Source organism: Microbacterium sp. C448, assembly GCF_000582705.2.
In the GTDB taxonomy this organism is placed as follows: Bacteria; Actinomycetota; Actinomycetes; order Actinomycetales; family Microbacteriaceae; genus Microbacterium; species Microbacterium lacus_A.
This window is the reverse complement of sequence record NZ_HG779812.1, coordinates 3,337-23,158: the sequence shown is the minus strand read 5'-3', so window position 1 is coordinate 23,158 and position 19,822 is coordinate 3,337. Positions and strand designations below refer to the sequence as shown.

19 protein-coding genes, 1 tRNA gene and 1 pseudogene (1 of these 21 cut by a window edge) are annotated in these 19,822 nt (G+C 68.6%); 11 read left to right on the top strand and 10 right to left on the bottom strand.

Annotated elements, in window-relative coordinates; all coding sequences use genetic code 11:
* Positions 1-39: 39 nt before the first annotated feature.
* Positions 40-1,203, bottom strand: a complete 1,164-nt coding sequence (locus MIC448_RS15230) for an SGNH/GDSL hydrolase family protein (RefSeq protein ID WP_144238074.1) — start codon at positions 1,201-1,203, stop codon at positions 40-42.
* A 69-nt stretch (positions 1,204-1,272) separates the two neighbouring features.
* On the opposite strand from MIC448_RS15230, the gene MIC448_RS15225 reads away from it, so the two are divergent.
* Positions 1,273-1,845, top strand: a complete 573-nt coding sequence (locus MIC448_RS15225; protein WP_036301661.1) for a TetR/AcrR family transcriptional regulator — start codon at positions 1,273-1,275, stop codon at positions 1,843-1,845.
* 117 nt (positions 1,846-1,962) lie between these two features.
* The gene (locus MIC448_RS15220; RefSeq protein WP_036301659.1) at positions 1,963-2,370 is read left to right on the top strand and encodes a four-helix bundle copper-binding protein; all 408 of its coding nucleotides are present in this window, start codon (positions 1,963-1,965) and stop codon (positions 2,368-2,370) included.
* A 19-nt stretch (positions 2,371-2,389) separates the two neighbouring features.
* Here MIC448_RS15220 and MIC448_RS15215 read toward each other — a convergent pair whose 3' ends face one another.
* Both MIC448_RS15215 and MIC448_RS15210 read right to left on the bottom strand, forming a co-directional pair.
* Positions 2,390-3,526: a Vms1/Ankzf1 family peptidyl-tRNA hydrolase gene (locus MIC448_RS15215; RefSeq protein WP_036301657.1), complete on the bottom strand. Its 1,137-nt coding sequence runs from the start codon at positions 3,524-3,526 to the stop codon at positions 2,390-2,392.
* Positions 3,519-3,806: a hypothetical protein gene (locus MIC448_RS15210; protein WP_036301655.1), complete on the bottom strand. Its 288-nt coding sequence runs from the start codon at positions 3,804-3,806 to the stop codon at positions 3,519-3,521. Before MIC448_RS15210 ends, MIC448_RS15215 begins: the two co-directional genes overlap by 8 nt.
* A 168-nt stretch (positions 3,807-3,974) precedes the next feature.
* Here MIC448_RS15210 and MIC448_RS15205 point away from each other — a divergent pair, with 168 nt between their 5' ends.
* The gene (locus tag MIC448_RS15205) at positions 3,975-4,166 is read left to right on the top strand and encodes a hypothetical protein (protein ID WP_036301653.1); all 192 of its coding nucleotides are present in this window, start codon (positions 3,975-3,977) and stop codon (positions 4,164-4,166) included.
* A gap of 73 nt (positions 4,167-4,239) precedes the next feature.
* Here MIC448_RS15205 and MIC448_RS15200 read toward each other — a convergent pair whose 3' ends face one another.
* Entirely contained in the window at positions 4,240-6,276 is a 2,037-nt protein-coding gene (locus tag MIC448_RS15200; RefSeq protein ID WP_036301651.1) for a DUF262 domain-containing protein, read from the bottom strand.
* A 301-nt stretch (positions 6,277-6,577) separates the two neighbouring features.
* On the opposite strand from MIC448_RS15200, the gene MIC448_RS15195 reads away from it, so the two are divergent.
* A complete protein-coding gene (locus MIC448_RS15195; RefSeq protein ID WP_036301649.1) occupies positions 6,578-7,351 on the top strand; it encodes a hypothetical protein in 774 nt (257 codons plus the stop codon).
* Between the two features lie 124 nt (positions 7,352-7,475).
* Here MIC448_RS15195 and MIC448_RS15190 read toward each other — a convergent pair whose 3' ends face one another.
* Positions 7,476-8,774, bottom strand: coding sequence for an ABC transporter permease (locus MIC448_RS15190; RefSeq protein ID WP_036301647.1), 1,299 nt, complete (start codon positions 8,772-8,774; stop codon positions 7,476-7,478).
* Positions 8,771-9,466, bottom strand: coding sequence for an ABC transporter ATP-binding protein (locus tag MIC448_RS15185; RefSeq protein ID WP_051514169.1), 696 nt, complete (start codon positions 9,464-9,466; stop codon positions 8,771-8,773). Before MIC448_RS15185 ends, MIC448_RS15190 begins: the two co-directional genes overlap by 4 nt.
* A 159-nt stretch (positions 9,467-9,625) precedes the next feature.
* On the opposite strand from MIC448_RS15185, the gene MIC448_RS15180 reads away from it, so the two are divergent.
* The 6 genes from MIC448_RS15180 to MIC448_RS15155 all read left to right on the top strand — a co-directional run bounded on the left by MIC448_RS15180 (position 9,626) and on the right by MIC448_RS15155 (position 16,595).
* On the top strand, positions 9,626-10,831 hold the full coding sequence (locus tag MIC448_RS15180) for a histidine kinase (protein ID WP_158497556.1): 1,206 nt from the start codon (positions 9,626-9,628) through the stop codon (positions 10,829-10,831).
* Positions 10,828-11,496, top strand: coding sequence for a response regulator transcription factor (locus tag MIC448_RS15175; protein ID WP_036301640.1), 669 nt, complete (start codon positions 10,828-10,830; stop codon positions 11,494-11,496). Before MIC448_RS15180 ends, MIC448_RS15175 begins: the two co-directional genes overlap by 4 nt.
* 146 nt (positions 11,497-11,642) lie before the next feature.
* Positions 11,643-12,569, top strand: a complete 927-nt coding sequence (locus MIC448_RS15170; RefSeq protein ID WP_051514166.1) for a hypothetical protein — start codon at positions 11,643-11,645, stop codon at positions 12,567-12,569.
* A 113-nt stretch (positions 12,570-12,682) separates the two neighbouring features.
* A complete protein-coding gene (locus MIC448_RS15165) occupies positions 12,683-13,468 on the top strand; it encodes a DeoR/GlpR family DNA-binding transcription regulator (protein ID WP_036301638.1) in 786 nt (261 codons plus the stop codon).
* Positions 13,465-14,475 (top strand): 1-phosphofructokinase family hexose kinase, encoded by a 1,011-nt coding sequence (locus MIC448_RS15160; protein ID WP_036301671.1) that lies wholly within the window; start codon positions 13,465-13,467, stop codon positions 14,473-14,475. The genes MIC448_RS15165 and MIC448_RS15160 overlap by 4 nt, the downstream gene beginning before the upstream one ends.
* Before the next feature lie 11 nt (positions 14,476-14,486).
* Positions 14,487-16,595: a fructose-specific PTS transporter subunit EIIC gene (locus MIC448_RS15155; RefSeq protein WP_243420053.1), complete on the top strand. Its 2,109-nt coding sequence runs from the start codon at positions 14,487-14,489 to the stop codon at positions 16,593-16,595.
* A gap of 125 nt (positions 16,596-16,720) precedes the next feature.
* On the opposite strand, the gene MIC448_RS15150 is transcribed toward MIC448_RS15155, so the two are convergent.
* The 3 genes from MIC448_RS15150 to MIC448_RS15140 are packed head-to-tail and all read right to left on the bottom strand — an operon-like array spanning position 16,721 to position 18,486.
* A complete protein-coding gene (locus MIC448_RS15150) occupies positions 16,721-17,374 on the bottom strand; it encodes a TMEM175 family protein (protein ID WP_051514153.1) in 654 nt (217 codons plus the stop codon).
* Positions 17,375-17,424: 50 nt separating this feature from the next.
* A complete protein-coding gene (locus MIC448_RS15145) occupies positions 17,425-17,838 on the bottom strand; it encodes a hypothetical protein (protein ID WP_036301636.1) in 414 nt (137 codons plus the stop codon).
* Positions 17,839-17,847: 9 nt separating this feature from the next.
* Positions 17,848-18,486, bottom strand: a complete 639-nt coding sequence (locus MIC448_RS15140) for an MBL fold metallo-hydrolase (protein WP_036301633.1) — start codon at positions 18,484-18,486, stop codon at positions 17,848-17,850.
* Positions 18,487-18,595: 109 nt separating this feature from the next.
* On the opposite strand from MIC448_RS15140, the gene MIC448_RS15135 reads away from it, so the two are divergent.
* Positions 18,596-18,668: transfer RNA gene (locus MIC448_RS15135), tRNA-Glu, on the top strand.
* A 343-nt stretch (positions 18,669-19,011) separates the two neighbouring features.
* On the opposite strand, the pseudogene MIC448_RS15130 reads toward MIC448_RS15135, so the two are convergent.
* Positions 19,012-19,822 (bottom strand): annotated as a pseudogene (locus MIC448_RS15130) (IS3 family transposase) (it continues 372 nt past the right edge of the window).

The following is a 19,822-nucleotide window of genomic DNA, read 5'->3' as shown; positions in this document are numbered from 1 at the left end:
ATCCGTACACCACCTTGCCGGACGCCACCCCGGGCTCGCTCACCGACTGGGCCACTGAGCCTGTCGAAGTGACCCGCCCGGTCCGAATACGCGCTCGGAGAACCGCTCGCCGATCAGGCGGTGAGCCTCGGGCGACGGATGCAGGCCGTCGAGCAACGGCAGCGCCGCCGCATCCTCCTCGCCGTAGAGATCCGTGCCCTCGATGAAGTGCAGGTTCGCGTCATCCGTCCGTCGTCCCACGACGTCGTGAAGCGCCTCGCGGACGACCCGCAGCGTCAGCCTCCCGTTCGCCGTGTCGCCGCGCGTGCCCGTCGCGATGAAGCGAACCTGGTCGGATCCGATCGAGGCAGGGTCGATGGCACCCGGGCCGGGAGTGTCCTCGTGGATGCCGGCGAAGAGCGGCGAGATCAGCAGCAGGGGAGTGTCGGGATGCCCGTCGCGGATCGTGTCGAGAAACCCGTGGACCGCGGGTACGAACGTACGTAACCGCATCGCGTCGAGGTTGACGACGTTGATGCCGATTTTGACGCTGATGAGATTGGCCGGGGTATCTCGGATCAGGCGGGCGATGAACGGGGCGACGAATGCGCTGCCGCCGAACCCCAGGTTTCTCAGGTCGACATCGGCACTTCGGGCCGCAATCGCCGGCCAGATCTCGCTCGGCATGATCGCATTCGACCCTTGACTGATCGAGCTGCCGTAGTGGATCCACGTTGGTCGAATCCGGATGTCCGGCCGGAGGGGAGCGTCGGCGCGGAGCGCGATGATCTCGATCGACTCGTTGTGCGGCAGCCATATCTCCACACGTGCGTCACGCCCCGGGAGAGTGAGGCGGGTCGTGTGGTCCGGACCGCCGTGCGGGGTCATCGCTCCGGTCAGAAGGTCGACCTCGAGCACGTCGCCGCCCGTGAGCTCGTCGCTCGACGCACGGACCCCGTCGACGAACGTGTCGATTCCTCCCCGAGGTCGATCGGCGCCCCGGTACGCGACGCGCTTCGCGTGGGTGACGAGTTCAAGTGCCGTTGCCGCGGTGCGAAAGACGATTCGCACGCCGGACGGCTGGGCCTCCATCGACATCAACTGACCGTCGGGGAACTGCCGGCGAACCCAAGCGGGCAGGCGATGCGGAGTGCGTCCGCGCGCTGTCGATTCGAGTTCGGCCAATCCGTGGAACAGGTCGGGAGTCAGGGATGTTTCGTTCACAGCGCTCAAACCTACACCCTGTAGGCGATAGGCTACTGTGTGTTGCTCACTGTCGATGAAAAGGACCACATGCCCCGCGCAAACCTCAGCGCCACGGACGTGGTGGCCGCGGCCGCGGCAATCGCCGACCGCGATGGCTTCGACGCCGTCTCCGTGTCAGCGGTCGCCCGTTCCCTCGGTGTGCAGCCTGCGAGCCTGTACTCGCACGTGCGCGATCGTGCGGCTCTCCTCGACGGCATCCATCGGCTCGCGCTCGCGGACCTCGCTGACCGAATCGGTGCGGCGGTCGCCGGTCGAGCGGGTCGTGACGCGCTCTTCGGTCTCGCGGGGGCGCACCGGGAGCTGGCAACCGCACGGCCCGGAACATGGGCGGCGCTGCAGCGGCCAGCCAGCGACGAGACCGTACGGTCAGCGGAATCTGCGCGCGTCTCGACGTTGATCCTCGCGGTGCTGCGCGGCTACGACCTGCCGGATCCAGATCTGGTGCACGCCGCGCGGCTGGTCGGCGCGACGATCAACGGACACCTCGCGCTGGATCGCGCCGGCGCGTACCGCGGCCGTGACGAGTCGGCGGATGCCTCGTGGCAGTGGGCGATCGATGCCCTGGATCGCGCGCTGCGCTCGGCGAAGCATCCGTCCTGACATTCCGGTCGTGCCGATACGCCCATCTGTCGCCCATTTCAACCCCGTTCGCGGCATCCCATCGCCGGGCGTACGGTGCCCGTGTTCCCACAACCGGTTGGATGAAGGAGGCAGGACATGTCTGTAGCCCGTCAGATGATCGACACCCACCCCGGCGACCTCAGCGGGGTCGATCGCGAAGCTCTCGTCGCGTGCATCGATGCGTGTGTGGAGTGCGCGCAGGCGTGCACCTCGTGCGCCGACGCGTGTCTCGGCGAGGACATGGTCGCCGAGCTGGTGACCTGCATCCGCCTCGACCTAGACTGCGCCGACGTGTGCGCAGCGACCGCGCGAGTGGTGTCGCGCGTCACGGCCGGGGGCGACCCTTCGACGATGCGGGCGGTCATCGAAGCGTGCCGGATCGCGTGCGCTGCCTGTGCGGAGGAGTGCGAGCAGCACGCAGAAATGCACGAGCACTGCCGTGTGTGCGCCGAGGTATGCCGTCGGTGCGAAGAGGCCTGCGCGGCGCTGCTGGCATCGCTCTGAGGTCAGCAGCGCGCGCGGGTCAGCTCGGCGGGTCTTCGGGCCACCGGAGCAGGGCTCGCGGCTCTCGCCCGAGACGTTCTTCACGCGGGGCATCCGGCGCGCCCGGGTCGTCCTCCTCCACGAGAACGCTTGCGCCCGTGAGTACGGCAGCGCGGGCAAGTGCCTCAGCGACCGGTATCTCCGCGAGCGCATTTGCTTCGCCCGTCGCGTCTCCGGCCGCCGCGACCCATGGTTCGGCATCGAGGGCGATGAGTGTGCTGTCGGAATCGACCAATCTCGCGTCGAGCACCAGCGCCTCGACCTGCGCCTGCTGAAGCGCGTGCGTCACGGCGTCCACGCCCTCGGCGCCCCGGCTGCCGTTGTCGGCGGCGGCGCGGTCGAGGATGTCATGGATCGCCTCGGTGGCGAAACGATCGAGCGACGAGCGGATGGCTTCCTCGAGCGCAGTGCCGTCAGCGCCGTCCGCCCGGGTATGCGTGTCGACGTCGACGACGAGCGCACTGCTCGCGGGGTCGAGGGCGTCGGCAAGCAGCTGTCGTGCCCGGACGTCGCCCGCCACAACGACGAATTTCGGGCAATGCTCGCGCACGAGTCGATCGACGACGTCCGCGACCTCGTTCTGGTTGTGCATCCAGACATCCTCCGAATGGCGCTGGTATCGGGCGTGAGACCAGCCGCCCGCCTGCACCTTGGGGACGCTGTCGTCTCGCCCGGCCACGTCGATCGGGGCACGCTCGGAGTGCTTGGCCGCCGTCTCGAGACGCACCTCGGCGCCTTCGCGCCCCGTCTCGACGACCACGAATCGCACACTCTCATCACTGTGTCGCAGCAGGGGCAGGATGCCCGGAACCGGGCCGTGCCCGAAGCGTTCGGGCCCGAGCCGGGCCCCGGCGAAGTCCTCGTCGAGGACGACCTCACCGTCGCGGATCAGGAGGTACCGTGCCGACGGGCTGGGGATGCCCGGCCGATCGGTCAGTGCCTCGGCGAGCGCCTCGACATCCGCTTCCGATGCTCCGATTTCGGCGAACCGGTCGCGCACGGATCGTTCGTGTGCCTGTTCCACGACCTGCGGGCTGTCGCCAGCCCCGTCGATATACGCGTAGCTCCATGGGCCTGATCCGGCCAAGATCTCGGCAAGGTGTTCGCGCTCACGCATCCGTCGCCTCCTCTCCCTCGTCGACCGCGCTGGACGTTGTGTACACCGTTCCGTCGGCTGAGCCATCCACCGCCCCGTCGCCCGCGACCTCGTCCGTCTGACGGTTGAACGCGACCTCGACTTCGGGGTCGTCCGTTTCGTCGGGGAGCGGCTCGGTCTCGCGGAACGGTTCGACGTGCGGGGCACCGCCGTGACCCTGAACCATGCCCCGGGTCTCCTGCTCGAGCTCGTCGTCCAGGCGGGGTCCGTGCTTGGTGTTGCCGCGCTGTGCGTCAGTCATCTCGGCTCCTCTCGTGATGAGCGGTCCACGATAAGAGCCCGCGCGGGATCTGCCGAACGGGGTTGACCAGCTCAGTGGAGAGGGGTACGGAAGCCGTCTACGCGGGGCGGAAGCTGCAGGCATGTCAAGCCCCTCGATCCGCTCGCGCAGCAGGATCAGACTGCAAGCATGAATACAGGTGCCCACGAAAATGCAGTAACGCGCGACGAGTCGGATGTCGAAGAGATCGACGGTCCGACCGGCAAGCCCAGCCAGGCGGAGGGTTCCGACCCTGGCCAGCCGGAAGGTTCGCAGGCCGCTGAACCTCTGCCCGCCGAGGGTCACCCTTCTCCGGCCGACGGCGGCGAACTCGACGCGTAGGGTTCGCGCGCTCCCTTCGACAGGCTCAGGGAGCATCTCGGTCGCTGAGCCTGTCGAAGCGATCCGGCCCTGACTACATCGCCGTGCCGGTGTAGGAGTACTTCACGAAGACCTCGGACGCGATGCCGGCCTCGCCGAGCACGCCCTGCACGGCCGAGAGCATGTACCTCGAGTCCCACCCCATGTACAAAAACGTCGACTCGTCGAGCGCATCCCACTGCCCGTTCCACGCCTGTTCGGGGTAGAGCGGCCCGCCACGTCGGGCGCTGAACGCCACGACGTGCTCGCGCCCGTCGGCCCACAGGCGCTTGAAGATGCGGTTGAAGAGGTACTTGATGTCGTAGACCTCCCAATGCTCGCCGCGGTACTCGACGTATTCGAACTCTCGCTCCCACCCGCGCGGCCAGCCGCGGCGGCGCACCGCATCGAGGATCGGCGTGAGCCCGTCGTCGTCGATCGCGATGACCTGTGGTCGCGCCCAGATCCGCACGAACGCCTCGGTCAGCGCCGCCGTTCGGGCGGTGATCGCGGCGGTACCCCACGCGGGTGTGTCCGCGATCGCCGTCGTGAGCGCCAGACGGCTCTTCGGATAGAGCGCGTCGCGCTTTTCGGGGAAGGATGCGTCGAACCCGCGCTCGGCGAGGCCCGTCTCGATCAGCGTCAGGTTGCCGAGGGTCGGGGCGAGGGCGCGGTGGCTGTTCTGCTCGTCCTCGGTGTAGTCGGCCCAGGCGCGTTCGCCATCGCCCGTCCAGGTATCGGCGGGGGCGAGAGGGAAGACGTGCTCGATCTCCAGCCCGTCGCCGTCGAGCCCACCCGCGCTCTCGACACCCGCCAGTCGCCCAAGGACGTAGGCGGCGTGGGGGAGAGCGCCGTACTTGAGCTCGACGCGGACGCGCTCGTTGGACGGCATGATCCGCGCGATCGCCCGGACCAAGGCATCCGGTCCGTCCTCTCGAGCGCGGCAGAGGCGGGCGACCAGCCGATCGTTCGACAGGCCCGAGATCGTGCGGCGCAGAAGGAGCGACTGGATGTTCTCGAGCGTCGCGATCAGTTCGGCGCGGTCGGTCACGCCGAGCGCGTAGTCGCGGTACGCGCGCATGACGAGCGGATACATGCCGCGCCCGAAGGTGTTGACATATCCCAGCTGGCGGCCGATTTCGGCATCCGGTTCCTGCGACGGATCGAGCAGGATGCGGTAGATGTCGGAGTAGTCGCGCCACTCTGCGGCATCCGTCCGGAGAGTGTCGAGGTCCATGCGGGGGAAGCGTTGACGGAAGGCGTCGTACACGCTCCGCTCGCCCGCGACGGCGACCTCGCGGCCCGTCGTCATGACGAGCAAGTGGCGCCAGAAGCTCGCGATCGCCTCACCCGTGTTGCGCTCGATCGGGACCCAGTAGGCATCCTCGATCTCGCTCTGTTGGGCGTGCGAGAGGCCCATGAGCACGTAGTTGTGGATCAGCTCGTGGTCGCGCAGCGGCTCGCCCGTGGAGTTCAGGCTCTCGAAGATCTGCTGCGCGTTCGCGCCCGACCCGAGCGTGATGGCGACGTGCTCGAGCTTTTGGAGTCCGCGCCAGATGCGGGGAACCTCGTCGCGGCGGACCTGGCTGCGGAAGAACGCGTAGTTGTCGTCGAATCGCGACTCGCGGTAGGCGTCCTCCGGCCCGCGCTGGTCGAGCACGACGCTCTCGAACACCCGCGCCCAGGCCCGGTGCGGGCGGAGCTTCGTATGGTCAGGGCTGTCCGCCCGCACGAGCACCCGCTCGAGTTCGGCGGCGAGGCCGGGGTCGTCGTCCTTCACGGTGTGGTGGAGGGCCGCGACGAGCAGCATGAGCGTGGTGATGCGCTGTTGCCCGTCGATCAGCACGAGCTCGCCGGGGGTGGCCCCGGCATCCGTGTCCGCACTCACGGTCGAGAGGATTGAGCCGATGAAGTGCATGTTGCGGTCATCGAGATCTGCGACCGCGCGGATGTCGCCGAGCAACTGTTCGCAGCCGCCGATGTCCCACCGGTACTGGCGCTGGTAGACGGGGACGACGATCGCGGTTTCGGGGGCGGACAGCCAGGCGACCGTGTTGACCGCGACCGCGTCGACGTTGGTGGCACTGCCCATGTGTTCTGCTTCGCCCCTTGGTGCTGCGTCCCCTGGTGATGCGGACCTGCGTGTGCGGATATGCGGGGCGAACCACCCGCGCGCGCTCCAGTCTAGGCATCCGCTCTCTTCACGTGCCGGGGGCGCTCCGCTGTCGCATATCGACGTTGGCGAGCGCTCCGAAGGTCGATTTGCGACAGCGGAGCCGGGTCGGTGTTATTTACGGCCGGGGTTCCAGGGGGCGCGAAGGGGCCGGAGGTAGGCTTGCCTAAGTTGGGCCTGTTAAAACGTGCTGGCCCTCTGACGAAAGGCATGTCACCTTATGGGTTACATCAAATCCGCCGCGCTCGAAGAGACCGGCTACGTGGTGCTCGACTCCTACAACCAGGAGCTCGACCCCCAGGAATGGCTCGACATCGAGTACAACGACTGGAAGTCCTCGGGCGACACGCGTTTCGCGCCGCTCGCGAGCGCTTTCGGCGACATCGAGTGCAACGGCTTCTGGAATCACAAGCCGCCCCGCACCGACAAGGACGGCGTCTGGATCGACTCGCAGACCGAAAAGGCGCCGAACCTCACCCGTCGCGCCATGGAACCGGGTGCGAACGTCGGCCGCTGCCGCGTGATCGAGCTGCAGCCGAACACCTACGCCGACTGCCTCTACAACCTGCACCAGGACGACAACAACCGTCTGAACCCGGATGGCACGGGCTGGGTCGTCCGCGGATTCTTCAACCTCACCGACGACAAGACGAGCTACTTCGTGCTGCGCGACAACCGCACCGACCCCGAGGGCGAGGTGCGCATCGCCCTGCCCGCCGGCGCTCAGCTGATCGTCGACACCCAGCGCCTGTGGCACGCCGCCACCCACCCCGGCACCGAGCCGCGCTACTGCCTGATCACGTCGTGGACCTCGGGCCCCGAGCTCGACGCCTACATCGAGAAGTACAACGGCAAGTCGCACGTGCCGAACTTCGAGGTGCCGCAGGACGAGCTTGACGCGGGCCAGGCCGAGCAGACCCGCCGCCTCGCCGCGCGTGCCGCGTTCTACGCCGCGAAGGGTCAGGCCGAGAAGGTCGCGATGAGCGAGGCCTGAGCCCCGCGCATCCGCTGTTCTTCGCCGAAACACCCCTCGCGCGACGAAACACCCCTCGACATCGGGTTTCTCGATGCACGAGGGGTGTTTCGCTGTTGGCGGGACCGGATGCCCCGGGTGGGGCCTACTCGTAGCGGAGCGATTCGACCGGGTCGGCGCTCGCGGCGCGAGCCGCGGGCAGGGTGCCGGCCAAGAACGCGATGCCCATCACGATCAGGATGACCGTCGCGATCGAGATCGGGTCGAACGCCAAGAGCGTCAGGCCCGGCAGATCGGCGAGGAGCGTGTCGGCCAGAGCCGAGCTCAACGCGGTGCCGACAAGGATCGCGACGGTGGCTCCGATCGCGCTTCCCAAGAAGCCTAGGAACACGGCTTCGAGGCTGAACAGGCTAAACACGCGGCCCGAGCCCATGCCCATGGCCTTCATGAGTCCGATCTCGCGGGTGCGCTCCTGCACCGACATGTAGAGGGTGTTGACGATCCCGAAGCTCGCGGCGAGTAGCGCGATGATGGCGAAGGCGTTCAGTACCAGCACGATGCCGTCGATGATCGCGGTGAAGGTTCCGAGCTGATCCGCAACGGTCGTTCCGGTGTATCCCTCAGCCTCGAGTCGGTCTTTCAGGGCGTCGATCTCTTCCGTCGTGGCGTTCGGGTCGAACCAGACGCTCGCCTGGGCGAACCGCTCCTGCTCGGCGGCGGGCACCCCGATGTTCTGGAGCTCGACGAGGGCGTCCGTGAGCGCCTGGTTGGGCGTGACCGTCGTCGTCGGGCCCGCGAACGCCTGTTCGGCCACGCCGGTCACGGTCGCCTCGACCGTGTGGGGCTGGCGTTCGGCATCCGTGATCCCGAACGTCACGGTCTGCCCGATCGCCGACTCGGCACTCTCGAACCCCAGGGGTTCGACCAGCGAGAGGGGGAGGGTGACCTCGGGCGCGCTGGCGGAGTCATCCGGTTCCGACCCGGCGGCCAGCTGGATGGTCTGGCCTGCCACGAGGCGACCGACGCCCGTGACGTAGGGCGTACCGTCTTCGAACTGCACGTAGTCGGCGTTCACCGCGATGGTTGGTTCGACGCGGAGGACGCCATCGATCGCGGCCAGCGCGTCGAGGTCTGTCTGGTCGAGGGCGACGACGGTGCTGCCGGGCGCGGCGGTGGGCCCTGCCGCGATCGCGTCGGGGTTGTATTCGATCGGGCCGCCACCGGCCGCCACGCCCGCGCCCGAGGGCTGCGTGACCGTCATGACATCCGTCGCGCCGATCGAGCTGACGGTGTCGTCGATGTATCGGTTGATGCCGGTGCCGAGCCCGTTGGTCAGCACCAGGGTGAATGCTCCGACGAAGATCGCGAGGATCGTCAGGGTCGTTCGAACCTTCGAGCGGAAGGTCTGCGAGATGGCCGTTGTGATGAGGTCTGAGGTCTTCATGCCGCCACCGCCTCGTCCGCGACGATCAGGCCGTCTCGGATCAGGATGCGCCGGTCACAACGCGCCGCCAGGTCTTCGTCGTGCGTCACGACGATCAGCGTGATGCCGTGCTCACGGTTGAGTCCGAACAGGATGTCTTCGACGACCGCGCCGGTGGCGGTGTCGAGGTTTCCGGTCGGTTCGTCGGCGAAGATGACGCGCGGGTCGTTGACGAGGGCGCGCGCGATGACGGTGCGCTGCTTCTGACCGCCCGACAGGTCGAGGGCCTTGTTGCGGGCCTTGTCGTCGAGCTCCAGCTGAGCGAGCGCGGCATGCCCACGTCGCTTGCGCTCGCGGCGCCCGACCCCGGCGATCTTCATCGGCAGCATGACGTTATCGAGCACGGTCGTGCCGGACGTGAGGAAGAACTGCTGGAACACGAACCCGAACGTGCGGTTGCGCGTGCGGTTGAGAGCCCGCCCCCGCAGGGTGCGGGTGTCGGTGCCCTCGAGGTCGATGCGTCCGCTCGTCGGCTGATCGAGAAGCGCGAGCAGGTGCATGAGGGTCGATTTGCCCGACCCGCTCTTGCCGACGATCGCGACGCTCTCACCGGCGCGAATGTCGAGGCTGACACCGCGCAGGGCATCGAAGCGGTTGGCGCCGCGTCCGTAGGACTTGTGGACGTCGGTGACCGAAATCAGCGGGGCGGTCATGTGTGGGCCCTTCGGGTGTATGAAGTCATATCCCCAGAGTCGCCGGGCCCGGTGGGCGGCGCGTCACCCGAGCGGATGCATCCGTCTACCGCGTTCGCGGTACGGGCCCTGCCACGAGGGGACGACGCGTGCGGCGCTCGCGCGCGGCACACTGGTCTCATGAGACCCATGGAGTCCGACGGGCCGTGGGCGATCCCGCATCGCCACCCACACGCGTGGGTGGGCGATCTCATCGCGGCCGCATTGATCGTGGTGGCCGCGCTCGTGCCGTTTCCGGCTCACGAGTTCCGCCCCGATGGCCCGCTCGTCGTGGTCGTCGCCCTGCTGCCGGCGGTGCTGCTGCCACTGCGACGGCGCTGGCCGTTGTCCGTCCTCGTCGCCTGCCTGGGGTGCTACGGCATCGCGGCGCTGCTCGGAACCATCGCCCCCGGGATCGTGCTCGCTGCCGCGATCGCGATGTTCGGCGTCGCGAACCGTTCGACCCGGCGACGGACTCTCATCACGATGGCGGTGGCGGTGCCCGGCATCGTCTTGCTCAGCGTGCTCGCCGCGATCGGCGACGTCTTCGACCCCCGTACCTTCCAGTTCGCCTTCGTGATGGCGTTCGCAGCAGCGGCGGGCGACGCTACCCGCTCGCGCCGCGAGTACATCAGCGAGATGACGGAGCGGGCTCTGCGCGCCGAGAAGACCCGCGAGGCCGAGGCTCAGCGTCAGATCACCGAAGAGCGCTTGCGCATCGCGCGCGACCTGCACGATGCCGTCGCGCATCAGATCTCGGTCATCAGTTTGAACGCGGGCGTGGCATCGACGTCGCTCGAGACGCGTCCCGAGAAGACGCGCGAGGCGCTTGCGAACATCCGCTCCGCATCGCGTAGCGTGCTCGCCGAGATCGGCGATCTGCTCGAGATGCTGCGGGCCGACGAGGGCGGCGACGACGAGACATCCGTTCGTCCCCCGCAGCCGGGACTCGAGCGGCTGGACGACCTGGTCGCGCGTTTCCAGGAGACCGGCCTCGAGGTGGGGGTGCGGCGAGAGGGCGATCTGGCCGCCGTGCCGGCGCCGCTCCAGCGCATCGCGTACCGCGTCGTGCAGGAAGGACTCACGAATGCGCACAAGCACGGCGCCCTCCACCGCGCGCACGTTCTGCTCGAGGCGGGGCCAGAGGCGATGCTGGTCGTCGTGACGAACCCCATCCGCGATGACCAGCCCCGCGAATTCGAAGCACGATCGGGGCACGGGCTCACCGGTCTGCGCGAGCGGGTCGCGGCGGTCCGCGGTTCGGTTCAGGCTGGCTCGACACCCGGCGGGTACCGGCTCGCGGCGAGCCTGCCCCTCGCGAAGCATCCAGAGGACAGCGCAACGTGACAACGGTTCTGATCGTGGACGACCAGTCGCTGATCCGCTCGGCGGTGCGCGACCTGCTCGAGAACGCGGACGACATCACGGTCGTGGGGGAGGCGGCCGACGGTGCCGTCGCCATCACGATGTCTGCCGAGCTGCGTCCCGATGTGGTGCTGATGGACATCCGGATGCCTCAGGTCGACGGCATCGCTGCGACCGAGGCGATCTGCTCCGACCCGGCGCTCGCCGAGACGCGCGTGCTGATCCTGACGACCTTCGAAGAGGACGAGTACCTCGTCGCGGCCCTGCGGGCGGGTGCGAGCGGGTTCATCGGCAAGGGGGCGGAGCCGGACGAGATCGTCCGCGCGGTGCGTGCGATCCATGCCGGCGATGCACTGCTCTCACCCGCGGCTACGCGCAGCCTGATCACGCGCTATGTGCTGCCGACTCGCGCACCGGCCGTCGGGGTGGTGCCGCCCGAGTTCGAACACCTGACCGAGCGTGAGCGCGAGGTGCTGCTTCTCGTGGCGCGTGGCCGATCCAACCAGGACATCGCGGACGAGTTGTTCATCTCACCCCACACGGCGAAGACCCACGTCAACCGCATCATGACGAAGCTGTACGCCCACGATCGGGCCCAGCTCGTGATCATCGCGTACGAGAGCGGACTCCTGGCTCCTGGGGCCTGAGGCAGTCGCCCTCAGCGAAACACCCGTCGTGCGTCGAAACACCCCGTGGCATCGGCTGTCTCGACGCACGAGAGGTGTCTCGCTGTGCGGGCGCGGGATAGGGGCGGTAAGGGCCCGTCCCCTCTGCGGACGCCGATAATGGAGACATGACGCCCCAGGCGCCGAGCGGCAACGATGCCGAACTCGACGAGCGCGATGCCGACCTCACGCGAGGTGACGCCGAGCTGCGGCAGTTGCGGCTGCGGGCGTACGGTCCCGATGCCGACATCGAGTCGGACCCGGCAGCGCTGGCGCGCCTGCGTGAACTCGAGGGGGTGCGTCGCGCAGTCCCGGCGGCTTCCTCGCCAGGAACCACGCTCGCCGAGATGGCTGGATCGTCTGGGCCGCCGGTTCCGCCGCGCCCGCCGCTTCCGGTGTCGTCGCTCGTCGCCGGGGAGCCCGGTTCGCTCGCGGCAACCGATCCGAATTCGGATGTCGCGGCCGCTGCGTCGGCCGCTGCACCGGCTTCTGCACAAGCCGCTGAACCGCCCGCGACCGATACCCCCACCACGACCAGTGGCCGCTCGTGGGCACGGCGACTCGGCCGCTGGTCGCGCAGTCCACGCGCCATCGCGGTGGCGGCGGTCGCGCTCGTCGTGGTGCTCGCGCTCGCGATCGTGCCGGGACTGTTCACCGATCGACCCGATGCCTCGCTCCGCGTCGATCCCGGATACGCCGATGAGCAGCTCAGCACCGAGTACCGGCTCTTTCTGCGTCAGATCGGTGCCGACATGGACGACTTCATGCGGTTCGAGGACTTCGCGGGCCTGCAGGTGTGGGGCACGCCCACGGACGCGCCGGTGCGGTGCGTTCTGGTGTCGGACGGCCCGCAAGACGTTCGCGCGCTCAGCTGCATCCCGCGCGGGCTCGATCCGGTCGCCGACATGATGGTCTACCCCGGATCGCCCGTCCCCGGCGACCTCGAAGAGCGCTACCCCGATGCCGGTGCCGGCACAGCGGTGCGCTTCACCCTGAGCGGGGACAGCGTCGAGGTCCGTGTGGTTCTGGCCGACTCCGAGCTCGAACTCTCCTAGCGCCCGCCACAGGATCGCTCGCCTGGCACCTCTGTTGCGAAGCCCTATTGTTTTATGTTGTTTTGAGTTGTACTGTGTGGGAAACATCGCCGAACCAATGGGGGTCGACTCGCATGTATGCAACGGAGCGCCAGATCGCGATCGAGCGCCAGCTCTCGTCTGAGGGCCGAGTTTCCGTCGTCGACCTCGCCCGCACCTTCGACGTCACCACCGAGACCGTTCGTCGTGACCTCGATGCGCTGGAGCGTGCCGGAGCCCTTCGCCGTGTGCACGGGGGAGCGGTGGCGCTGGATCGCACGAGCACGGCCGAGATCGCCGTCGCCGAACGCGGCCTGCAGCGTGGTGCCGAGAAGGCCGATATCGCCACCCGTGCCCTCGCCGCAATTCCCACCGGTTTTCGTGGCTCGGTCTTCGTCGACGCGGGCACGACCACGGCTGCCTTCGCCCGTGCCCTCGGCGATCACCTGCGTGCGGTCGGCGCGACGGCCGAGGTCGTCACGCACTCCGTCCCCATCGCGGCCGAACTCGGTGCGCGCGGAGATCTCGCACTCTCCGTCATCGGCGGGCGCGTCCGTGGGCTGACCGCCGCCGCGGTCGGATCGTCGACCGTCCGCGCGATCGAGTCTCTGCGCCCCGACGTCGCGATCATCGGCACCAACGGTCTCGCGACGCCGTTCGGCCTCAGCACCCCCGACCCCGAAGAAGCGGCGGTCAAGCAGGCCATCGTCGAATCGGCGCGCAGGGTGATCGTCCTCGCTGACTCGAGCAAAGCAGGTCAGGAGTACCTCGTGAGGTTTGGCCGACTCGAAGACATCGACGTGGTCGTGACGGATGCGCCGCTGCCCGAAGACCTCGCCGATGCCCTCGCGGTTGCGGGCGCGGAGGTGTGGCTGTCGTGATCGTCACCCTGACCGCCCATCCGGCTCTCGACCGCTCGATCGCCCTCGACGCCGCGCTCCGACCGGGCGACGTGCAGTCCGGCACGCCGGGACGAGAGGATGCCGGGGGCAAGGGCATCAACGTCGCCCGGGCCATCAAGGCCGCGGGTCATGAGGCGCTGGCGGTTCTGCCGCTCGCGTCCGAGGATCCGTACGCGGCGATCCTCGCGGCGACCGGTACCTGCGCCTATGTCGTGCCGATCGAGGGCCACGCTCGCGTCAACCTCACCCTGACCGATCCGACGGGTGAGACGACGAAGATCAACCTGCCGGGTGCCGTGCTCTCGCCCGATGAGGCCGCGCAGATGATCCAGACCGTTGCCGCGGCCTGCGACGGAGCCGAGTGGCTCGTGCTCGCGGGCTCGCTCCCGCCGGGTGTGGCGGATGACTTCTACGTCGACGTGATCGATGCGGTGCGCGAGCGATGGGGAGCGCATTCCCCGCGCATCGCCGTCGACACGTCCGGCCCGGCCCTCGCGGCCGTCGTCGAGCGCGGCCGCCCCGACCTGATCAAGCCGAACGAGGACGAACTCGCCGAGCTCGCCGCCGTGGCGCTCGAGACGACGGGCGACGCATCGGACCTGGTCCACCGGGTCGTGGAGCTTGCGCGATCGTTTGTGCCGGAGCGGGTCGGTGCAGCCCTCGTGACCCTCGGTGGTGATGGTGGCGTGCTGATCGACGCCGACGGCGCGTGGGTCGGAACCCCGCCGCCCATCACGCTCGTCAGCACGGTCGGTGCGGGAGACAGCTCGCTCGCCGGATTCGTGCTGGGTGACGTCGACGGACTCGACGCGGCCGGGCGATTGCGCCGGGCGATCCAGTACGGAGCGGCCGCGGCATCCCTTCCCGGCTCGCAAGCACCCACCCCCGCAGATCTGCCCACGGGACACGTCGACATCGCTCGAATCAATGTCGTCGCGTGGTGTCCCGATCCCCCCGACCAGCACTCTTCGTACTACCGGCCATAGGAGGTCACGCAATGTCAGAAGCAGGAATGTCCGCAGCGGGCACGCCACACGAAGGCCCGCCCACCATCACGCCCGAGCTCGTCAGCCTGGACGTCGACCTCGGGCTCGACAAGGCCGCGGTCATTCGCGCGCTCGCCGAGCGTGTCGCCGCGCAGGGTCGCGCGAGCGACGCCGGTGCGCTGTTCGACGCCGCCTGGGCCCGCGAGCAGACGGATGAGACGGGTCTGCCGGGCGGAATCGCGATCCCGCACGCCAAGACCGCCGCGGTCACCGTTCCCTCGCTCGCCTTCGCGCGCCTGGCCCCGGGTGTCGACTTCGGCGCCGAGGACGGCCCCGCCGACCTGGTGTTCCTGATCGCCGCGCCCGCGGATGCCGCCGAGGCGCACCTGGCCGTGCTGTCGAAGCTGGCGCGCAACCTCATGCAGGACGACTTCACCTCGGCGCTGCGTGCCGCAAAGACCGATGCCGAGGTCGTCTCGATCGTGCGCGTCGCTATCGGGGAAGAGGATGCCCCGGCCCCGGCTGCCGCGCCTGCCTCGACCGACGCGGCCCCGATCGCCGAGCCCGCGGTCATCGCTCCGGTCACGCCCGAGCACGGTTCCCGCCCGCGCATCGTCGCGGTCACGGCCTGCGCGACCGGCATCGCCCACACCTACATGGCCGCCGACGCCCTGACGGCCGCGGGCCAGAAGGCCGACGTCGAGGTGATCGTCGAGCCGCAGGGTTCGAGCGGTTACAAGGCGATCGACCCAGCGATCATCGCCGGGGCCGACGCCGTGATCTTCGCGGTCGACGTCGACGTGCGTGAGCCGCAGCGGTTCGCCGGCAAGCCGGTCATCCGCACGACGGTCAAGCGCGGCATCGACAACGCCGACGCTCTCGTCGCCGAGGCTGTGGCCGCGGCATCCGATCCCACTGCCGACCGAGTCCCGGCCTCGAACGCCGACGGCTCGACCGCGACGGCGAGCACCAACACCGCCAACGAGTCGGTCGGGGCACGCATCAAGCGCTGGCTGCTCACCGGTGTGAGCTACATGATCCCGTTCGTCGCGGGTGGCGGTCTGCTGATCGCCCTCGGCTTCTTGCTGGCCGGGTACGAGGTGACCGACTTCGCGGCGACCGTCATCATCGACAACTCGATCGTCGACCTTCCCGAGGGTGGGCTCGGTCAGTACCTCGGCTCGGTCGCCTTCATGATCGGTGCGACCTCGATGGGCTTCCTGGTGCCTGTGCTCGCGGGCTTCATCGCCTTCGCGATCGCCGACCGGCCGGGTATCGCACCCGGTTTCGTCGCCGGTGCGGTTGCCGTGCTGATGGGCGCCGGCTTCATCGGTGGAATGGTCGGCGGCGTGCTCGCCGGCTTCATCGCCTGGTGGATCGGACGCATCCCCGCCCCGCGCTGGCTGCGTGGCCTGATGCCCGTCGTGATCATCCCGCTGGTCGGGTCGATCTTCGCCTCGGGTCTGATGGTGCTGCTGCTCGGTCGTCCGATCGCGCAGCTCGTCATCTGGCTGTCGGACTGGCTGAACAGCCTCACCGGTGCCTCGGCGATCGGCCTCGGAATCATCCTCGGCCTCATGATGTGCTTCGACCTCGGTGGCCCGGTCAACAAGGTCGCGTACACGTTCGCGACGGCCGGTCTTGCCGCGGCATCGACGAGCGACATCTACTCGGCCCCGTACCTCATCATGGGTGCCGTCATGTGCGCCGGAATGGTGCCCCCGCTCGCGATGGCGCTCGCCTCGACCGTGCTCGCACGCCGCAGGTTCTCGCAGGTCGAGCGTGAGAACGGCAAGGCGGCCTGGCTGCTCGGCGCCGCGTTCATCAGCGAGGGTGCGATCCCGTTCGCCGCGGTCGACCCGCTGCGCGTCATCCCGGCCTCGATGCTCGGCGGCGCGGTCACGGGTGCACTCAGCATGGCGTTCGGCGTCTCGTCGCTCGCCCCGCACGGTGGCATCTTCGTCTTCTTCGCCATCAACCCGATCTGGGGCTTCCTGATCGCCCTGATCGCGGGCACCGTCGTCGCGGCGTTCGCGGTCGTCGGTCTGAAGACGTGGGTCCGCATGCGCGAGCCGGTGGCCGAGGTCGCCCCGGCCGGAGCGGTTCCCGTCGCCGCCTAGCGTTCCCTGCCGGTATCCCCTCCGCGATGTCCCGCCTTTTCACCCCATGCGTTGTTTTGGGGTGAAAAGGTGGGACATCTCGCGTTGGAGGCGGGGCAGAGCGTAGGTGGGGCCGGCGGTCGGCGTCAGGCGTTCTGCGAATAGGTGCGCCGGTTGCTGTCGCCGCGGTGCACGACCAGGCTGATGGGTCGTGCGAGCAGCAGCAGCAACAGCGGGTAGAGGCTCGTCACCGGGAAGACGACCGCGATGATCAGGGCGAGCACGGTGAGGGGAACCGCCAACCAGTCGGTCCACGAGGTGGGCGGGGCTGGGACATCCGGGCCCCGAAGTCCGCGGCGCACGATGATCTCTTTCTGCAGCCGGATCGCCACGACCGTGGCGAGGATCGTCGCGATGTAGACGCCGGACCCGAGGGCGGTGGTGCCGGATGTCTCGACCACGAGCACGGTCGGAAGTGGCAGGAACGCGATGGCGGCGACCCAGAGCAGGTTCGCGTTGATGAGCGCGGGGGTCGAGGCGATGACGTCGATGTAGACGCGGTGGTGCATCTTCCAGAACGAGGCGATCAGCACGAAGCTGAGGGCCGCGGCGAAGAGGCTGAGCGCGTTGTCGGCGAAGAAGGTGCCCGCACCCTCGGATCGGTCTTGCTGGGCCGCGTCGACCAGGGGCAGCACGATCAGGGTGATCGCGATGGCGACGACCGCGTCGGTGAAAGTCACGAGACGTTCGACGCCGCGGGAGCGCAGGCGTGCCTGGTGCGATTCGGACTGTGGCTCCATGCCCACATTCTGGCGGCTCTCGCGCCCTGTGCTCGTGCGCCCCGCGCGGGTCAGTCCGGGAACGAGACGTCGACTGTGTAGCCGGCCAGGTCTTGGTCTACCGGGAGCTCGAAGGTGGTCGGGCCGAGGTCGGCCGTGCAGGGCCCCTCGCTGTTGCTCACGACCGAGAGGGTCACGGTGTCGTCGCCGATGTCTTCGATCGATGGCATACCCGGGCAGCTGCCCGAGCCGAGGGTCGTGACGACCAGCGTTCCGTCCGAGTACCAGGCGCGCACGGCGGGGCGGAGGGGGTCGGTGGTTTCGTCGATGCCGGTGACGACGAGTGCCTGGCCGGTGAGGGTGGGTTCGCCTCGCACGCCGCCGTGGTCGGGTCCGGGGTCGGCGCACGAGCTCAGCGCGAGGGCTGCGATCGCGATGCCGACCGCGGCGACTCCGGCCTGTCGGGTGCGTGCGAGGCGAGACATCCGGATGTCTTAGATGTCGATCGATTCGCCGGGTTCGACGGCGAGGAATTCGCCGCCGTTCTGGCTCGCGGCCCACTGCAGTCGGGCGTGGTGCATGTCGCGGCCGACGACCGAGAGGGTCATGTCGTGGGTTCCGAAGACGCGGCGGGCGCCGACGGCGACGACGAAGTCGATGGCGTCGGAGATCTTGAGCCAGGGGGCGCCGAGGGGTGCGGCGAGCACCTTGACGTCGACGCCTTCGGGGACGGCGTAGGAGTCGCCCGGGTAGTAGAAGACGTCGTTGACGAGCACGCCGACGTTCTGGATCTGGGGGATGGAGCTGTGGATGATCTCGTGTGCGCCGCCGAAGAAGCGGAGGGTGAAGGGTTCGATGTCGACGGTGTCGCCGGGGCCGACGACGGTGATGTCGTAGTCGGGTGCGGCGCTTGCGACGCCTTCGGGTCCGTAGATGGGGACGCCGGGGGAGGCCTTGCGGATGCGGTCGAGTTGTTCGGGCGTCCAGTGGTCGGGGTGTTCGTGGGTGAGCACGACGGCGACGACGCCGGTGAGGTCGGGGAAGGGGGTGCTGAGCGACCCCGGGTCGATGACGAGCGAGCGCCCGGATTCTTCGAGGAGGAGGGCGGCGTGTTCGTTCTTGGTGAGGCGCATCCCTGAAGTCAACCGCTTTGTCGAGCCCCTGAGCAAGCGTCGCGCCGTGGCGCGCGTGTGATTTGTCGCCCCCGTCGTGGCGTGGCATACTTGTACGGTTGTCTTGTGAGGCCCCATCGTATAGCGGCCTAGTACGCCGCCCTCTCACGGCGGTAACGCGGGTTCGAATCCCGCTGGGGTCACAAACGACAAAATGCCCATCTTCGGATGGGCATTTTTCGTTTCTGAACGCGGCAGGACGTGCCCCTTCACGCGCGGGTGGGCCCACGCCGCGAGGGGCCCCGGGCGTCGCGCAGCGGCGTTCGGGGTAGCGGTGGGGGCGAATCCCGCCCGGCCTTCCGAGTCCCAGCGGGGCGCTCAATGAGCGCTCCGCGTCACCCCCGCAGCTCGGAGCCCGGCGGCGGGGGCGCCCCTAATAGACTCGCGATCACGGCCACCGAGGGGTAATCAAGACTTGAGCAACAACCACGCCACGTTCATCTGGTCGATCGCGGGACTGCTGCACGAATAGGTGACAGGTTGTAGTCACGCCGCCAGTGCGGCGGTCGTGTTCATGATGGTCTCGAACTCGATGGGCGTCAAACGGCCCAGGCGGAGTTGGCGCCTCCGGCGGTGGTAGGTCCGCTCGATCCAGGTGACGATCGCGATCCGCAACTGCTCCCGGGTGGTCCACGAGCGGCGGTCGAGGACGTTCTTCTGCAGCAGGGCGAAAAACGATTCCATGGCCGCGTTGTCTCCGCTGGAGCCGACTCTGCCCATCGATCCGACCATGCGGCGGCAGGCCAGGGCGCGCAGGAACTTCCTGCTCCGAAATTGAGATCCTCGGTCCGAGTGGACGATGCAGCCGGCGACATCACCGCGCATCTGGGCGGCGTTCTCGAGCGCCTGGACGGCCAAGCGGGACTTCATTCTCGAGTCGATCGAGTACCCGACGATCCGGCCCGAATACACGTCCTTGATCGCGCAGCAGTAGAGCTTGCCTTCACTCGTTTTGTGCTCCGTGATGTCCACGAGCCAGAGCTCGTTCGGCGCGTCGGCGGCGAACACGTGACGCGTTCTGCCGTCCTCGTCGATGACGGCGCAGAGGTCGTCGTGGACGGGTGGGCCGGGGCGCCGGCCCTTGCCGCGCTTCTTCCCGAACGCGCTCCACCACCCATTCGTGGACGCGATCCGCCACGCCGTCCGATCCGACATGGGTTCGCCCGCATCACGGGCCTCGTCGGCGAGGAGCCGGTGCCCGAACTCGGGGTCGTCGCGGTGCGCGTCGAAGAGCGCGTTCGCGCGATACGCCTCCACCACCTCGCTGGAGGTGATGGGATGCGCCAGCCACCGGTAA

Excerpts from the sequence above, each read along its gene's own strand:
- MIC448_RS15225 (WP_036301661.1), top strand. The coding sequence starts at position 1,273 with ATGCCCCGCGCAAACCTCAGCGCCACGGACGTGGTGGCCGCGGCCGCG.
- MIC448_RS15220 (WP_036301659.1), top strand. The coding sequence starts at position 1,963 with ATGTCTGTAGCCCGTCAGATGATCGACACCCACCCCGGCGACCTCAGC.
- MIC448_RS15215 (WP_036301657.1), bottom strand. The coding sequence starts at position 3,526 with ATGCGTGAGCGCGAACACCTTGCCGAGATCTTGGCCGGATCAGGCCCA.
- MIC448_RS15210 (WP_036301655.1), bottom strand. The coding sequence starts at position 3,806 with ATGACTGACGCACAGCGCGGCAACACCAAGCACGGACCCCGCCTGGAC.
- MIC448_RS15205 (WP_036301653.1), top strand. The coding sequence starts at position 3,975 with ATGAATACAGGTGCCCACGAAAATGCAGTAACGCGCGACGAGTCGGAT.
- MIC448_RS15200 (WP_036301651.1), bottom strand. The coding sequence starts at position 6,276 with ATGGGCAGTGCCACCAACGTCGACGCGGTCGCGGTCAACACGGTCGCC.
- MIC448_RS15195 (WP_036301649.1), top strand. The coding sequence starts at position 6,578 with ATGGGTTACATCAAATCCGCCGCGCTCGAAGAGACCGGCTACGTGGTG.
- MIC448_RS15190 (WP_036301647.1), bottom strand. The coding sequence starts at position 8,774 with ATGAAGACCTCAGACCTCATCACAACGGCCATCTCGCAGACCTTCCGC.
- MIC448_RS15185 (WP_051514169.1), bottom strand. The coding sequence starts at position 9,466 with ATGACCGCCCCGCTGATTTCGGTCACCGACGTCCACAAGTCCTACGGA.
- MIC448_RS15180 (WP_158497556.1), top strand. The coding sequence starts at position 9,626 with ATGAGACCCATGGAGTCCGACGGGCCGTGGGCGATCCCGCATCGCCAC.
- MIC448_RS15170 (WP_051514166.1), top strand. The coding sequence starts at position 11,643 with ATGACGCCCCAGGCGCCGAGCGGCAACGATGCCGAACTCGACGAGCGC.
- MIC448_RS15165 (WP_036301638.1), top strand. The coding sequence starts at position 12,683 with ATGTATGCAACGGAGCGCCAGATCGCGATCGAGCGCCAGCTCTCGTCT.
- MIC448_RS15155 (WP_243420053.1), top strand. The coding sequence starts at position 14,487 with ATGTCAGAAGCAGGAATGTCCGCAGCGGGCACGCCACACGAAGGCCCG.
- MIC448_RS15150 (WP_051514153.1), bottom strand. The coding sequence starts at position 17,374 with ATGGAGCCACAGTCCGAATCGCACCAGGCACGCCTGCGCTCCCGCGGC.
- MIC448_RS15145 (WP_036301636.1), bottom strand. The coding sequence starts at position 17,838 with ATGTCTCGCCTCGCACGCACCCGACAGGCCGGAGTCGCCGCGGTCGGC.
- MIC448_RS15140 (WP_036301633.1), bottom strand. The coding sequence starts at position 18,486 with ATGCGCCTCACCAAGAACGAACACGCCGCCCTCCTCCTCGAAGAATCC.